Origin of the sequence: Pyxidicoccus trucidator (genome assembly GCF_010894435.1) — a bacterium.
In the GTDB taxonomy this organism is placed as follows: Bacteria; Myxococcota; Myxococcia; order Myxococcales; family Myxococcaceae; genus Myxococcus; species Myxococcus trucidator.
The window spans coordinates 22,851-37,167 of sequence record NZ_JAAIXZ010000007.1; the positions used below are offsets into that span (position 1 = coordinate 22,851).

Below are 14,317 nucleotides of genomic sequence, written 5' to 3' on the forward strand. Positions count from 1 at the left end.
TCCGTGTTCGAGGCCGGCGACCGCTACGGCTCGCCCTTCTGGGTCAGCCGCTCCTGGACGAGGGTGGCGTTCCCGGCGGACGCCTCCGACCGCTGGAGAAAGCCGTGGGCATCGTGCTCTGCGTTCATGGACATCGAGCCCATCCCCATCGTGGCGGCGCGCGGATGGAGTACCATCTTTGTCGGCCGGACACTTTGCTCGGAGGCATCCACATCGTGGCATCAAGCTTCTCGCCCTGGCCCTTCAGCAGCCCCTCGCGCAGCCGCGTGGCGCAGCCCACCTCCCCGATGTGCTCACCGTTCAGGCGCGCCTGCACGTCCTTGCCTCCCACCTGGCCCTCGACGCCGTAGCTCCCGTCCTCCTGCCGGCGCAGGCGCACGTTCGCTTCGACTGTTTTGTTGACCCGCTTCGCGTAGCTCTTCTTCACGAGCACACCGGCGCTGTCCGCCTGCCCCGTGATGTTGGTGTCCTGGAACTGGCGCTGGGCTGGAGCCCCGGGCGCACCATCGTGGTGCTGACTTCGAGGATGCTCCCACCTATCTTGGAGCCAAAGCGCGCGGTGTACTGGAACCCGAAGGCTAGGTTGCCCACCCGCAACACCTGCCCACCGCTGTAGTAGGGCGGCACCGGTTGCTCCGGTGCCGCGGAGATGCGGCCGCGGCCCGCCTGGGTGGGCGGAGCAGTTTTGGGACAGGGAGAAGTGGGACTGGCTTCGCATGCCCATACCCGGCTCAGCGCCCAGAGTGGGTGAGGCCCCCGTCAGCGGAGAGCAGAACTGTGGCTGAGCGTTTCGTGCAAGGGATGGGTGGGCCGGCCCACAACGACAGCCCATGTACGCGAAGGTAGATTGGATCTCAATTTCCCGCGCGTGTTTAATCGCGGTCATGGCCCTGACCCGGTTGCTCTACCTTTCCACGTCAATCGCGCTGTTGGCGGTGACGCGCGCCGATGCATACGAAGTCGTGCCACACGCCGCTGCCCAAGGGCTCGGCTTCGAGCCTGTCCATGAAGCGATGACCCTGGCGAGCCTTGCCTGTGCGAACCAGGCACTGGCCGGTGCATTCACGACGGGGCGGTCGACTCTGGACTGCTCGGGGTTCTCGAAGAACTTGGGAGAGTTGGGAAATGCGTACCTCGCGTATAGAGGCAAGAAGACGCGCGACCTGCGCTCGCCCAGCGGAAGCAGCTACGACCTGGATGAAGTCAGAGAAATCATCGATGGCGTGCTCTGGCCGGATGACCCCACCCGGCTGCACAGCAGCCCCACGCGCGAAGGCCGCGCCCTGGTGAACCACTTCCACGTCTGTACGAAGCTACAGAACGAATATCTGTCCTGTGCCAACAGGTATTGCATGTCTCATTTCGGGAATCTGCAGTTCCTCCACGCCATGATCCCCGCCGCTCCGTGGTGCGAGAAAGATAAAGGTCGCTCCGATAGCCCCACTTGTGAGCTCGCGCAAAAGCCCGTGAAAGAGGGCATGGAGCAATGGGTGAAATGGCTCGTCCCATTGGCCAAAGGCGAGACACACGCCACAGACCCTCTCTTTCCCGGTGAGGACGGGTTCACTCAGCGGGTCTTTGACCAGCGTTACTGCAACCGCGAAAGCGGCTTCTGGTTGTGGAAGACGCTGCCCATGTACCCGAACTCGATGAAGATAGAGGAGTTGCTCTACACGAGCTGCGACGAGGTGGGCGCCGGCAAGTGTAGAGTGGTCCTTCCGGTCGCCGACAAGGAGCGCAGGACGCAGCGGCTCGCGATGGGTGCACTCTTGCACCTGATCCAGGACTCCTATGCGCAGGGGCACACGCGCCGTCGCCCCATCGACAAGCGACTCGCCGGCTCGGCCTTCGTCGCCTGCTCACCTGTCGAGGATTTCCACGACTACCGGGTGCAGGTTCAGGACAAGAAGGCGCTCGATGCGCACAAGAGCGCGGATAAGTACCCGGCATGGGATTCGAGTTGCAGCGCAGCGGACCGGCAGGTGGATGACCCGGTCACTGCCGGCGCAAACTTGATCGTCATGCTGCGGAACCCGAACCAGACGGGCCAGCATGTCTGGGATTACCTGCGCCTGCGCGTCCTCGGGCCGAAAGAGTAGCCCACCGTCTCGTGGGGCGGCTGCCCTCCTCGTTTTCTTCTGCACCAGCCCACCACCCTTCACGCTGGCGCAGGAGGACCCGGCGAAGGGCAACGTCGTCTGCTCGCCGCCGGAGGAGGGCGTGGTGGTCGTCTAGGGCCGAAGGTCGGGTCGAACACGTAGAGGCGGCCCCCTCTCCGTGTTCGAGGCCGGCGACCGCTACGGCTCGCCCTTCTGGGTCAGCCGCTCCTGGACGAGGGTGGCGTTCCCGGCGGACGCCTCCGACCGCTGGAGAAAGCCGTGGGCATCGTGCTCTGCGTTCATGGACATCGAGCCCACCTGCACCGTGGCGGCGCGCGCTCCCGCGCCAGCACGCGGGCGGACCACCACCTTTGTCGGCGCGGACGGGTTGGCCGGGGGCACCCACAGCATGGCCTCAAGCGAATCGCCCTGGCCCTTCAGCAGCCCCTCGCGCAGCCGTGCGGCGAGTCCCACCTCTCCGATGAGCTCACCGCTCAGGCTCGCCTTCACGTCCTTGCCGCCCACCTGGCCCTCGACGCCGTAGCTCCCGTCCTCCTGCCGGCGCAGGCGCACGTTCGCTTCGACTGTCTGGTTGACCCGCTTCGCGTAGCTCTTGCTCACGAGCACACCGGCGGTGTCCGCCTGCTCCGTGATGTTGGTGTCCAGGAACTGGAGCCGCCCGGGCGCCCCGGGGCTCACCATCGTGCTGCTGACCTCGAGGATGCTCCCGCCCGTCTTGGCGCCGAAGTGCGCGGTGTACTGGAACCCGAAGGGCTGGCTGCCTACCCGCAACACGTGCACGTCGCTGTAGTAGGGCGCTACCGGCTGCTCCGGTGCCGTGGAGGTGAGGCCCATGGCGACGGACTCGGTGACGTCGAGGAAGGTCCGCGTGTAGCCCAGCTCGTCGTGGAAGCAGGCCTTGGGCAGGACGGGGTCGGCGTGCACCATCACCTTGATTTCGCCCACCTTCGTGGCGTCGCCGGTGCCTCGCGTGAACTCTCCCACGAGGTACAGCGCGGGGCTGCCCGCGATGGACTTCACGTCCGTGGTGCGCACCTGCTGCAGGGTGACGTCCTCCAGGAGCGACTCGAAGAGGCTCCTCGCCGCGGCACCCGCGTCGATGGGCTGTGGGTAGAAGAGACAGGTGATGGGCACGGAGGTGCCAATAGGCAGGGTGAGGAGGGTGCTGCCATTGGGGTGCTTCATCAGCTCCGGCGCGCCGGCCGCCGACGCCGTGCCCCGGAAGAGGACTCCCTCCGCCTCCACGGCCTTGCGCGGCAGCGGCTGCGCGACTTCCCGGGCGAGTGCCTCACGGATGGTGCGCGGCTCGCTCTTCGCGGCGGGCGCGGGGGCGGTTTCACTCGTGGGCGCGGTGGTGGGGCCGGTCCGGGTCTCGGGGGCGGTTGCCGCACAGCCCGTGAACAGGATGGCGGAGAGGAGGGTCAGTCTTGGCAGAGGCATGCGGCACCTGTCGCGGAAAAGGCGTACGTCCTGACGACGTATACGCCCCGGGGGCCCGAAGCTGGCTGTGCCCGGGTCCACGGCAGGTCCGCGGGGCCGCCTCAAGGGATGCGACGGTGGCCCGAGTTGTCGTCGTTCGTCGGGAGGTGCTCGTCCTCCAGGGGGGGCCGGGGGACGCCATCCCGTCCCAGCGTCGCCGCGAAGGGTGTGAGCGCGCGGATGACGGCGCCCAGCCGCTGCCGCGTCAGGCCCTGGCCCTTCAGGTGACGGGCGAGCGCGTCCAGGTCCGGGAAGGCGCCCTCGCAGAGCCCCACCAGCCCCGCCGCCACCTCCACGGTGTCGCTGGGGTCCTCCATGCAGATGACGCGGTCGCCGAGCAGCTCCCGCCAGTCGCGCTCGCAGAGGCGCCGCCGCGCGAGGTCCGGGATGAGGAAGAACGGCTCATAGGTGCGCTGCAGCTCATCCACCACCTGCTTCACCGGCAGGTCCTGGTCGAGCGTGTCACCGATGAACTGCGCCACCTGCAGGCGAGAGACGTAGCCGTAGGGCCGCTCGTCGCCCGTCATGAAGAAGTAGCCCCGGCGCTGGCGCTTGCGCCAGCAGTCCAGGTCCGTGTGGCGGGCGGCGAAGTACATGCCCAGCTCGTAGGACTCCGAGCCCACCGGTCCGCCGCCCCCTTCCAGGTAGCTCCACGTCAGCCACTGGTCCATCTGCCGCTCGGAGGACTCGAACTGGCCCACCTGGAGCGGCGCGTGGTCGCTGTCGGCATCACCCACGGCCATGAAGAGCACCTGCGGGTCGGGGATGCCCGCGTCCAGCAGCGCCTTCATGAAGGCCGGCAGCCGCTGGCGCGCCAGCATGTCGGGGATGTCCCCCATGGAGCCGGTGACATCCAGCGAGAAGATGATGCCCAGAGACTGGGGATGCGCCTCGCTGTCGCGGCTCTCGCGCCACTTCACGCCTTGCGGCTCCATCAGCGGATGGCAGCGGCGCTGACGGAAGACCTCCTGGCGCGGCAGCTCCGCCCGCGCCCGCGTCATCGTCTCGTGGGCTTCGTAGCTGTAGCTCCCGTGTCCCATCAGCGCCACCCCGGCATGGTGAAGTGAATGAACTTCGGCTCTCCAAAGGACTCGCGCGCCGCGAGGCTCACCCGCTCCTTGAGCTGCCACGCGTCGTAGGCCACCTCGCGGTGGTCCACGTCACACTGCTGCCTCAGCAGGTCGGCCAGCGCGGGCGGCACGCCTCCGGGCACGGCGCCGGACGCGGGGTCTCCTCCCAGCACCCAGGCGATGGAGCGCGCGGCCATCACCAGGTCCGTGGTGGGGTTGGGCGCGTCGCCGTTCCAGAGGGCCTCGGGGTAGAAGTCCCGGTGCCGCGCGCTGGTGCAGGGCAGGGGCTGGCGCGAGGCGAAGCGCATGGCGCTGGACCAGCCCACCAGCATGAGTCCGTGGTCTCTCGGGTGCACCAGCAGGTGCGGTGGCAGCACGGCGCCATGCACGTAGCCGCTGCGGTGCACGAAGCCCAGCACCTCCAGCAGGCGCTTCCACATCCACACCGCCGCGCGCGGGTCTACTCCGCTGGAGTAGACGTCGCGCACGTCGGTGAGCGAGTGCTGGAAGCCACTGCTCCAGCGGTACACCGCCGCCGCGCGGGGCGTGCCCTCCGGGTCCTTCACGGGCCCCCGGGCCACGGGCTGCGGCAGGAGTCGCGTGAAGTGCTCGGCACCCTGCGCGTCGCCGCGGTGCAGCTCTTCGAGCAGCTCGTACTCGCGCGCGACGAGGTCCGCGTCCGACAGGGCCCGGACGACCTTGAGCACCACCATTTCAGTGATACGCGCGTCGCGCCGTGCGAGGAACACGTCGCTGCTGTCGCCCCGGCCCAGCCGCCCGAGCAGCACGTAGCGCGTGCCCGCGACGGTGACGCGGGGACGGTCCGGCGCGAAGGGCGGGTCGTCCGCGGGGCGCGCGGGCCTGGGCCACACCGCGGAGCCCGACGCCGACACCATGGCGCCGCAGTACTCGCAGTCGAGGATGCCATTGGGCGCGGACGGTGGCGGGAGCTTCGCCCCGCAGCCAGGACACTTCAGGAGCTGTAATTCCATCCCACCCTCATGGTCTCCCGGGCGAGCATAGCGTACGCCTTCCGGAATCCCCCATGCCTCCAGCCGCCCCCGAGTCTCCGTCCCCGTCGCTGCCCGTGGTGCTCGACACCAACGTGGTGCTGGACCTCTTCGCCTTCGAGGGCGCGCACGTGCGGCCCCTCGCCAAGGCCCTGTACGCAGGGACGCTCACGGCCTGGGCAGACGCGGACACGCTGGCGGAGCTGGGGTACGTGCTCGCCTCTCGCAACTTCCGGCCGGGCTGGGACGCGGCGGCGCGACAGACCGCGCAGGAGCGCTATCGCGCCCTCGTGCGCGTGGTGCCGGCGGGGGAGGGGTTGCCCACGCCGGAGCTGCCCCGCTGCCGGGACAGGGACGACCAGATGTTCCTCCGCCTGGCCGCCCGGGCCGGCGCCGCGTGGCTGGTGAGCAAGGACAAGCGGGTGCTGTCCATGGCGGACCGCGCCGGACTGCCCTTCATCATCCTCACCGTCCGGCAGGCGGTGGAGCGGATTCAGGCGTTGGTGGCGGGCCGGTAGCGCACCACGCGCACCGAGTTGTGTCCGACGAGGAAGGAGGTGATGGAGGCCACGCGCGCCTTGCCTCCCGACTCGCTCCACTCGAGCACGTGGATGCGCAGGGGCTCGCTGTACTGGCGTTCCTCTTCCATCTCTTCCAACTGGGTGTGGACGAGCACCGCGCCGGCCTTGTCGCCCGCGTAGCTGACGAGCGTCTGGCGGAAGGTGAGAAAGACCTCCCGGTTCCCCGAGTCCTCCGTCATCCCGCGGAGGAACGCGGTGGGACGCGCCAGGGGGCCCATGGCGAACTCTCCTCCTTCCAACTGGTGCTTGAGCTTCTGGGTCTTCAGGCCGATGGTGCTCTCGTCGAAGCCCAGGCACCCCTCCTCACAGGTGAAGCCGTGGCCGTCCACCGGGGCAGGCGCCGTCTTCCGGTCCTCCTCGCACTGGCGCACGCAGGCGGCCAGGGCTCGGGCTTCCGTCTTCCGGGTCTTCTCGAGGTTGGCGCGCATCTGCGCCTGGTTGGCGTCGGCCTCGAAGAAGGAGGCCTCGGCCAGGTGCAGCAGTCCGGCGACGCGCACCACTCCGTCGTCATCCATGGCGGAGAGCGACGCCCTCGCCGCGGCCTTCTGGGGGCGGAGCTGGGCGGGCTTCACCCGCGTCCACTTCGCACGGGCCTCCGAGGCCTGGCCCTTGTGCTCCAGGTCCGCCCGGTCGAACAGGGCGGCCACCGCTCGCGCCTTGACGAGCGCCTCACGGTAGCTCGCGTTGTCGGGGACGTCCTGGAGGAAGCCGACGGCCCGGGTCACCTTGGGGTTGGCTTCCGGGTCCCAATCGCGCTCATGCGTCAGCAGCGTCTCCGCCTTGTAGCGCGGCGCCCACTCCAGCTTCGCCTGGGTGTCGTTGCGCGCGGCGGCCTGCTTCCGCTCGTAGGCGAAGGCACGCACCTGCTCGTAGGCGGCGGCTTCCGCCTCGGGCTTGTAGGGGTCCTCGCCCTCCACGTAGACGCGCAAATCACTGAGGCAGGTGTCGTCGTACGCGGTGCCCGGGAAGGTGGAGACGAGCGTGAGGCGGACGCCGTCCACCTTCGCGGGCACCGGCAGGCGCACCTCCTGCCAGCCCTGGACGTCCTTCAGTTCCGTCTCCAGCGCGGTGCCCGTCACCTGCGGGCCCGTCTCGCCCTGGACCAGCGGCTCCAGCTTCACCTTGCGCGGGCGCGCGTTGGCGCGGAAGAGCTTGTCGGACTTCTGGAAGCCGTTGCGCACGAAGACGCGGAAGGACTTCGCCCTGGTCAGCGCGGGGCCCCACCACTCCAGCGCCTCGCCCTCGCCGCGCCCCTTCGCGCCCTCCACCCACGCGGTGGCCGGGTCGTCGTCGGCCACGTACAGCGGCAGGTAGTTCTGCGCGTGCTTGTTCCAGCCGTTCTCCAGGAAGGAGGACGACGTCACCCTGCGCGGGTGCAGCCGTTTCGCTCCGCCCGCATCGGGTTCGAGCATCACCGGCGGCGCTGCGGCGAGGATGAGGGCGAGGAGAATCATGGCGTGTGCTCCTTCGACGGCGGGCGGGGTTGCAGCGGCGCGGCCCACAGCACCAGCCGCGACAGCCCCGCGGGATAGAGCCCCGAGTCCTCCTGCTCCCGGGACACGAGGTGATAGACGATGCGGGCGTAGCGGGCGCTCGCGGGCACGGGCACCCGGCGCGGCTTGCCGGGCAACAGGCGCGTGTCCTCCACCGCGCCCAGGTGCGGCAGCGGCTCGCCCGGCCAGGCGCGCATCTCCAGCCGGCGGCCGAAGGTGGCCACCGTGCGGGGGGACTCGAACAGGGGCTCGTTCGAGACTTCCACGCTGGCCCAGCGCATGACGTCACCCGTGGGCCAGGCGTGGCCCACGTCGCGCGTGGAGACGACGAGTGCGCCCCGCGCCTGCTCCACCACGAGCGAGGCCTTGAGCGACTCGGTGCGCCGCGTGCCCCCGAGGCCGTGGTCTCCGCGGGGCATGTGGCAGCTCACACAGTCACGGGTGTCTCCGGACTGCTCGCGCCAGCGCTTCCACTCGCCCACCGTGTCCTGCTGCCACTGGGTGGAGGACAGGCGCACCCGCTGGCCGCCTCCGTCCAGCACCGGGAAGCCGAACTGGTGGCAGCCCGCGCAGGGCATTCCGGGTGTGGCCCTGGCCTCACCGAGTGCCGCGTGGCAGCCCGCGCAGGTGACTCCGCGCTCCTCGGCGGGGCTGTCGGGCGGGAGGGGACCTCGCTCCAGGTTGCGCGCGAGCGGCGCGTGGCACTGGACGCACCAGGCGGGACGGTCCTCGGTGATGGCGACCTGGAAGACGTCGTCGGTGCGCGCGCTCGCGTGGCCGCTGTGGCGCCAGGACTCCACCTGGGCGGAGTGGCACTCCTCGCAGCGCTGGAGGTTCCAGTCGGGCAGCCCGTGCGGCGCGGGGCCCGGCTCCATCCTCGCGGTGCCCAGCGGGAAGCGCGGGTCGGGCGCGGTGGCCAGCAGCGAGCAGGTGAGGAGCAGGAGGGCGTGCACTGTTGGCGACAGAGTGTAGGCGCACGGACGGTGAAAGGGCGACCCTACCCCCTCGGGGCGCGCTAGAAGGGCGCCCATGAAGGCCTACGAGATTCGAGACGGATTCGGGCTGGACAAGCTGGTGTCCTGCGAGCGGCCAGACCCCACGCCGGGTCCCTTCCAGGTGCGGGTGCGGGTGAAGGCCACGAGCCTCAACCAGCGCGACCTGATGATGGTGGAGGGACGCTACAACCCCCGGCAGAAGCTGCCGCTCGTTCCCAACTCGGACGGAGCGGGTGTGGTGGACGCGGTGGGGCCGGGCGTCACCCGCGTGAAGCCCGGCGACCGGGTGATGGGCCTCTTCTCGCAGGCGTGGCTCGCCGGAGAGCCGAGCCGGGCCGCGCAGACGAGCACGCTCGGCGGGCCGCTGGATGGCGCGCTCGCGGATACGATGGTGCTCCACGAGGACGGCGTGGTGCCCACGCCCGCGCACCTGTCCGACGAGGAGGCCGCGACGCTGCCGTGCGCGGCCCTCACGGCGTGGAGCGCGCTCGTCACCTACGGGGCGCTCAAGGCGGGGGACACGGTGCTGGTGCAGGGCACTGGCGGTGTCTCCATCTTCGGCTTGCAGATAGCCCGGATGCTGGGGGCGCGCGTCATCCTCACGTCCAGCCGCGACGACAAGCTGGAGAAGGCCCGCGCGCTGGGAGCGCACGAGGTCATCAACTACGTGACGACGCCGGACTGGGACAAGGCGGCGCGCGCGCTGACGGGCGGCGTGGGGGTGGACCACGTCGTGGAGGTGGGTGGGGCGGGGACGTTCGAGAAGTCACTGCGCGCGGTGCGCGTCGGCGGCACGGTGTCCGTCATCGGCGTGCTCAGCGGCGGCGCGGGGAACATGCCGCTCACGCCCATCCTGATGCAGAACCTGCGGGTGCAGGGCATCCTGGTGGGGCACCGTCAGGGGTTCGAGGCGATGAACCGCGCGCTGACGCTGCATGGCGTCCGCCCCGTGGTGGACCGCGTGTTCCCCTTCGCCGAGGCGCGCGCCGCCTTCGAGTACCTCAAGAGCGGTGCGCACTTCGGGAAGGTGGTCATCCGGGTGGGGTGATGAGATTCCGGACTGCCTCTGTGTACCGGGGCAGGCGGGCGTGCAGGTCGCGGAGGACGCGCAACGGGAAGGTGTTACCCTCGCGATATGCCTCGCTGGTTCAACACCTCGGGTCCGTGTGTTGCGGCCGACCACTACATGCTGCCGGCTTTGCGCCGTCTCCCTGAGGTCTACCCGCTTATCGACCAGAGGAACTACTTCGTCTTGCATGCGCCAAGGCAGGTAGGCAAGACGACGGCACTTCGGTCTCTGGCTCAGCAGCTCACCGCGTCAGGCAGGTATGCCGCCCTTCACTTCTCGTGCGAAGCGGGTGAGGTGGCTGGCGATGATGTTGCCGAGGCTCAGCGAGCCCTCCTGGCCCATATCCGTCGCAGTGCTGAACTCTATCTTCCCACGGAGCTGCACCCGCCACCTTTCCCGGCGGAGGCCGATACGGTGCTTCTGGGGGCTGCTCTGTCCAGTTGGGCTCGCGTATGCCCCCGGCCCCTGGTGCTCTTCTTCGATGAAATCGACGCCCTGCGCGGACAGGGGCTGCTCACCGTGCTGCGTCAGCTCCGTGCGGGTTTCCACGACAGACCCGGTGGCTTTCCTTCCTCCGTCGTCCTGTGCGGCCTGCGTGACGTGCGGGACTACAAGATCGCCTCGGGGGACAGGGAGCACCTGGGCACGTCCAGTCCCTTCAACATCAAGGTGGAGTCGCTCACCCTGCGCAACTTCACGCGCGATGAGGTGGCAGAGCTTTACCAGCAGCACACGGACGACACCGGCCAGCCCTTCCTCCAGGAGGCGGTGGACCGCGCCTTCTACTGGACTCAGGGCCAGCCCTGGCTGGTGAATGCCCTGGCCCGGCAGATGGTGGAACAGCTCGTGCCGGACCGGACGCAGGGCCTGACCTCGGCGCATGTGGACGCGGCGAAGGAGATTCTCCTCAAGCGTCAAGACACGCATCTGGACAGTCTCGCGGAGCGCCTGCGCGAGCCTCGCGTGCGGCGCATGCTCGCGGGCCTCGCGCTGGGCGACGTGCCTCAGGACGACCTTCGTTTCGTCCAGGAGCTGGGACTCGTGCGAATGGGCTCCACTGGAGGAAGGGCTGGCGCAGCTCGACAGATATCTGGCGGGGCTGGGGCTCGACACCGGCTGGCTGGTCATCTTCGACCGGCGCGGCGGGCAGCCCCCATTGCCGAGCGCACCCTTGCGACCCGCGCGCGAACGCCCGCGGGCCGCGAGGTCTCCGTCGTGCGTGCCTGAGCCCCTCTCGCGAGAGGCTCGACCCGCTCAGGAGCCCGTCTCGTGAGGCCCCGGGTCTGACGACGAGGCTGGACGGCCGACGAAGGACACCTGGGGAGCGGAGGCGCCGCGCGGAGCACGGGGCCCCCCACGGTTCGGCCCCTGCCGAGGCTGGCGGGGACCGTTGCCCGAGCCCCCCGAGCGCGGCTCGCGGAGGCTGTTGGTCGCGGGCCCCGAGGGCGGCGTGGTCGCCGAAGGACGCGTCTCCACCACCGGCTGCTGACGGCCCGGACCTCCACGCCGCTCACCGCGAGGCGTGTTCCCTCCACGTGGCTCGCCCCTTGGCGTGTACCCGTTGCCTCGCTGCTCGTCGCGTGGGGGCGTGCCCTCGCCGTCACGCGGCTCGCTCGTGGCGGCGAAGCCAGCTCGCGGGTCGTTCCGGGGCGGGCGGCCATTGCCTCCGGACCGCTCGTTCCGGGGAGGACGGCCATTGCCGCCCGAGCGCGGGTCGTTCCGGGCAGGACGTCCACCCTCCGCGCGCGGCTCGTTCGAAGGAGAGGACACGGCGGGAGCGGCACCGCTTCGCGGCTCGTTCCACACGGGGCTCTCGCCGCCTCCCGTGCGCGATTCGCTGAAGCGCGCATTCGCGCTGCCCTGCCCGCGCGGCTCGTTGAAGCGCGCGTTCGGGTTGTTTCCGCCTCGCGGCTCGTTGGAGCGCATACCCTGGGGGCTTCTGCCGCGCGACTCGTTGAAAGGCCCGCCTGGGTTGCTTCCACCGCTCTGCTCACTGAAGCGAGCGGCCGGGTTGCTGCCCGCTCGTTGCTCGTTGAGGCGCGCTCCCGGGTTGCTGCCCGCTCGTTGCTCGTTGATGCGGGCACCCGGATTGCCCTGCCCGCGATGTTCCTTGAAAGGCGCACCCGGGTTGTTGCCGCCGCGCTGCTCGTTGACGCTCACGCCCGGGGCGTTGCCGCCACGCTGCTCACTGAAGCGCGCACCCGGGTTGTTTCCTCCGCGCGGCTCGTTGCTCCGGGCACCCTGAGGATTCCCTCCACGAGGCTCGTTGCTCCGGGCACCCTGAGGGTTCCCGCCCCGCGACTCGTTGGGGCGCGCACCCGGGTTGCCTGCCGCTCGCGGCTCGTTCGGACCGGGACGCGCGTTGCCGCCGCCCCGTGGCCCACCGGCGACGGACTGTCCCCCGCTCGCCGCGCGCTGCCCGTTCTGCGGCGGACGCGGCCCACTGCCACCCGCTCCGGGCGGACGGTTGCCACCCGCGCGTGGCGGCGGCCTGCCACCTCCCGAGCGATTCCGTCCCCCTCGCGGAGGCGCCGACGCCGCCGGCTTGCCACGCTCGCCGCCGCCCTGCTTCAGCACCAGGGCCTCCAGCTCGCGCAGCTCGGCTTCGGCTGCTTCCTCGGGCGTCATGTTGGTCTGCGCTACCGGCACCAGCTCCGCCGGCGCCATGCGCTCCGGCACGAAGCCCTGGCGGCCGTCGCGCGGCCCCTTGGCGCCACCCTTGCGCGGCGCCTCGCGGAAGTTGCCCCGGGGCGTGAAGTCCGGGGTCAGCTCGCGGCGCACGTAGGCATTCCAGATTTCGCTCGTCTCTCCCTCGGCGTCGTACAGCCACGGCGCGATGCCCGCGAGGAAGTTGCGGACGTTGTCCAGGTCCCGCCGGAAGTAGAACTCCGCCTGGTTGTTGCGCGCCGCCGCCACCGTCTGCGGGAAGTCGATGATGATGGCGCCCTGCCAGCTCATCAGGATGTTGTACGGCGACAGGTCGCCGTGGATGAGGTCGGCGCAGAGCATGTTCACCACCTGGGACCGCAGGTCCAGGTAGAGCGCGTGCGCTTCCTCCGGCGTCGCTGGCGGGGCTTCCACCAGCCGAGGGGCGGGATGGCCCTCGGGGTCCAGCACCAGCTCCATCAGCAGGATGCCCTCGTAGAACAGCACCGGCGTGGGCACGCGCACACCCTGGGCGTGCAGCTTGTAGAGCGAGTCCGACTCGGCGCTCTTCCACGCGTCTTCCGCGGCGGCCTGCCCGAAGCGGCTGCCACTCGCCATGGCCCGACGTGTGCGCGAGTTACGAACCTCGCGCCCCTCTCGGTACCCTACGTTGTTGCGGAAGTTGCGCTCGTGGCGCTCCTTGTACAGCTTGGCCGCCACCACCTGGCCGGCGTGCTGTACCAGCCACACCTCCGCCTCCTTGCCGGTCTTCAGCTGGCCGATGACGGCCTCGATGATGCCGTCGGCGAGGAGAGTCTCTAGTGAGTCATTCATTCAGACGCGGAAGTCCTGGTGGGGTCCGGGCAGGGGTGTTGGCTGCTGGGTGCGCGCGGGCGGCCCTGTTCGCTACGCGCAGCGGCATGTGAACATCTCGCGAGCCCCTCTTGCTACCGCCTTACGACGACAAGCAGCCGTGAGGACCGGCACTCGGCCTGCTAGCAGTTTGTAGGCCAGGGTTCCAGGCTAGCCAGGGCTTCGTACCTGTGCAGGTGGGTCATTCGGGACCAGGGTAGGCAAGGAGGCGTCCGAATGGCTAATCGCCCGCCGGACGGCCCGCCTACTTCTTGATGACCTCCCGGAGCGAGCGGCCATCCTGCCCGGTGCCGCTGAGCAGCACGTAGTCCACGCCCGAGGGCCAGGCCGTCTTCACGAAGATGCGGTCAATCTGGGCCACCTTGCCGTCCAGCAGGGTGAACGCCCGGGCGGCGCAGCGGCCGTTCTCCCGGAAGACGTCCAGGTCGATGGTGCGCTCGGGCCAGGCCCGCAGCCGGATGTGGACGCGCCAGCCCGACGGGGTGGCCTCCACCTGCTGCACGTCGCCCAGGCCATAGGCGGGCCCCTCGCGGCCGAGGAGCGGCTCGGTGGCCTTGTCCCCCTTCTCCAGCATCCGCCAGTAGGCGTGCACCGGCTTGTCCCCCTGGGGGCGGCAGTCGCCGTCCACCCGGATGCCGTAGTGGACCTGGTTCTTGTTGGTGCTCCGAGCGATGAAGAAGGCGGAGTCCGCGGCCCGGGCCTGCGGGGCCTTCACCCCCGGGGCCGCCTGGACCGCCGGCCCGGCGAGCACCGGGGGGCTGCTCAGCAGCAGCGCCAGTCCGAGGCCGGCCCACCTCCAGTCCTGCTGTCGCACGCGTCGTCCCCCTTCCCGGCTGATTTGAGGCGACGCTGGGCCGGGTGCCAGGGGCGTCGCGCGATTCGCGGGGCGGAGTGCATGAAACGCGTCAGCACCCGGGCCCCAGCCGATGACATTCTCACCGTTGCCGCGCGTACCGCCAGGTTCGTGCGAGCCTCCGGGCA

12 protein-coding genes are annotated in these 14,317 nt (G+C 70.0%); 4 read left to right on the top strand and 8 right to left on the bottom strand.

The window, feature by feature from the left end; genetic code table 11:
- Window positions 1–124: 124 nt before the first annotated feature.
- Window positions 125–427 (bottom strand): hypothetical protein, encoded by a 303-nt coding sequence (locus G4D85_RS48885; RefSeq protein ID WP_205525633.1) that lies wholly within the window; start codon window positions 425–427, stop codon window positions 125–127.
- Between the two features lie 403 nt (window positions 428–830).
- Between G4D85_RS48885 and G4D85_RS20625 the strand changes: the two genes are divergently transcribed.
- Entirely contained in the window at window positions 831–2,099 is a 1,269-nt protein-coding gene (locus tag G4D85_RS20625; RefSeq protein WP_205525634.1) for a hypothetical protein, read from the top strand.
- Window positions 2,100–2,297: 198 nt separating this feature from the next.
- Here the strand turns inward: G4D85_RS20625 and G4D85_RS20630 are convergent, their stop codons facing one another.
- The 3 genes from G4D85_RS20630 to G4D85_RS20640 form a co-directional block, all read right to left on the bottom strand.
- Window positions 2,298–3,560: a hypothetical protein gene (locus G4D85_RS20630; protein WP_164014543.1), complete on the bottom strand. Its 1,263-nt coding sequence runs from the start codon at window positions 3,558–3,560 to the stop codon at window positions 2,298–2,300.
- Window positions 3,561–3,661: 101 nt separating this feature from the next.
- The gene (locus G4D85_RS49520) at window positions 3,662–4,639 is read right to left on the bottom strand and encodes a VWA domain-containing protein (protein ID WP_240359401.1); all 978 of its coding nucleotides are present in this window, start codon (window positions 4,637–4,639) and stop codon (window positions 3,662–3,664) included.
- The gene (locus tag G4D85_RS20640; RefSeq protein ID WP_164014545.1) at window positions 4,639–5,661 is read right to left on the bottom strand and encodes a protein kinase family protein; all 1,023 of its coding nucleotides are present in this window, start codon (window positions 5,659–5,661) and stop codon (window positions 4,639–4,641) included. Before G4D85_RS20640 ends, G4D85_RS49520 begins: the two co-directional genes overlap by 1 nt.
- Before the next feature lie 53 nt (window positions 5,662–5,714).
- Here G4D85_RS20640 and G4D85_RS20645 point away from each other — a divergent pair, with 53 nt between their 5' ends.
- Window positions 5,715–6,197 (top strand): putative toxin-antitoxin system toxin component, PIN family, encoded by a 483-nt coding sequence (locus G4D85_RS20645; protein ID WP_164014547.1) that lies wholly within the window; start codon window positions 5,715–5,717, stop codon window positions 6,195–6,197.
- Here the strand turns inward: G4D85_RS20645 and G4D85_RS20650 are convergent.
- Together G4D85_RS20650 and G4D85_RS20655 are read right to left on the bottom strand one after the other, a co-directional pair.
- Complete coding sequence (locus G4D85_RS20650; protein WP_164014549.1) at window positions 6,173–7,714, bottom strand: NADase-type glycan-binding domain-containing protein; 1,542 nt, start codon at window positions 7,712–7,714, stop codon at window positions 6,173–6,175. The genes G4D85_RS20645 and G4D85_RS20650 overlap by 25 nt on opposite strands.
- Window positions 7,711–8,706 carry a cytochrome c family protein gene (locus G4D85_RS20655; RefSeq protein ID WP_240359402.1) on the bottom strand — a complete coding sequence of 332 codons (996 nt, stop codon included), beginning with the start codon at window positions 8,704–8,706 and terminating at the stop codon, window positions 7,711–7,713. The genes G4D85_RS20650 and G4D85_RS20655 overlap by 4 nt, the downstream gene beginning before the upstream one ends.
- 76 nt (window positions 8,707–8,782) lie before the next feature.
- Here G4D85_RS20655 and G4D85_RS20660 point away from each other — a divergent pair, with 76 nt between their 5' ends.
- Complete coding sequence (locus G4D85_RS20660; protein WP_164014553.1) at window positions 8,783–9,796, top strand: zinc-dependent alcohol dehydrogenase family protein; 1,014 nt, start codon at window positions 8,783–8,785, stop codon at window positions 9,794–9,796.
- Window positions 9,797–9,934: 138 nt separating this feature from the next.
- Window positions 9,935–11,044: an AAA family ATPase gene (locus G4D85_RS20665; protein ID WP_338052902.1), complete on the top strand. Its 1,110-nt coding sequence runs from the start codon at window positions 9,935–9,937 to the stop codon at window positions 11,042–11,044.
- Window positions 11,045–11,071: 27 nt separating this feature from the next.
- Here G4D85_RS20665 and G4D85_RS20670 read toward each other — a convergent pair whose 3' ends face one another.
- The gene (locus G4D85_RS20670) at window positions 11,072–13,297 is read right to left on the bottom strand and encodes an RIO1 family regulatory kinase/ATPase domain-containing protein (protein WP_164014555.1); all 2,226 of its coding nucleotides are present in this window, start codon (window positions 13,295–13,297) and stop codon (window positions 11,072–11,074) included.
- Window positions 13,298–13,580: 283 nt separating this feature from the next.
- Window positions 13,581–14,150, bottom strand: a complete 570-nt coding sequence (locus G4D85_RS20675; RefSeq protein ID WP_240359404.1) for a DUF4833 domain-containing protein — start codon at window positions 14,148–14,150, stop codon at window positions 13,581–13,583.
- Window positions 14,151–14,317 lie beyond the last annotated feature (167 nt).

What these genes read in the sequence shown, in the direction of transcription:
- G4D85_RS20665 (WP_338052902.1), top strand. Translation starts at nt 9,935, where the DNA reads ATGCTGCCGGCTTTGCGCCGTCTCCCTGAGGTCTACCCGCTTATCGAC.
- G4D85_RS20625 (WP_205525634.1), top strand. Translation starts at nt 831, where the DNA reads ATGTACGCGAAGGTAGATTGGATCTCAATTTCCCGCGCGTGTTTAATC.
- G4D85_RS20640 (WP_164014545.1), bottom strand. Translation starts at nt 5,661, where the DNA reads ATGGAATTACAGCTCCTGAAGTGTCCTGGCTGCGGGGCGAAGCTCCCG.
- G4D85_RS20630 (WP_164014543.1), bottom strand. Translation starts at nt 3,560, where the DNA reads ATGCCTCTGCCAAGACTGACCCTCCTCTCCGCCATCCTGTTCACGGGC.
- G4D85_RS20660 (WP_164014553.1), top strand. Translation starts at nt 8,783, where the DNA reads ATGAAGGCCTACGAGATTCGAGACGGATTCGGGCTGGACAAGCTGGTG.
- G4D85_RS49520 (WP_240359401.1), bottom strand. Translation starts at nt 4,639, where the DNA reads ATGGGACACGGGAGCTACAGCTACGAAGCCCACGAGACGATGACGCGG.
- G4D85_RS20650 (WP_164014549.1), bottom strand. Translation starts at nt 7,714, where the DNA reads ATGATTCTCCTCGCCCTCATCCTCGCCGCAGCGCCGCCGGTGATGCTC.
- G4D85_RS20670 (WP_164014555.1), bottom strand. Translation starts at nt 13,297, where the DNA reads ATGAATGACTCACTAGAGACTCTCCTCGCCGACGGCATCATCGAGGCC.
- G4D85_RS20645 (WP_164014547.1), top strand. Translation starts at nt 5,715, where the DNA reads ATGCCTCCAGCCGCCCCCGAGTCTCCGTCCCCGTCGCTGCCCGTGGTG.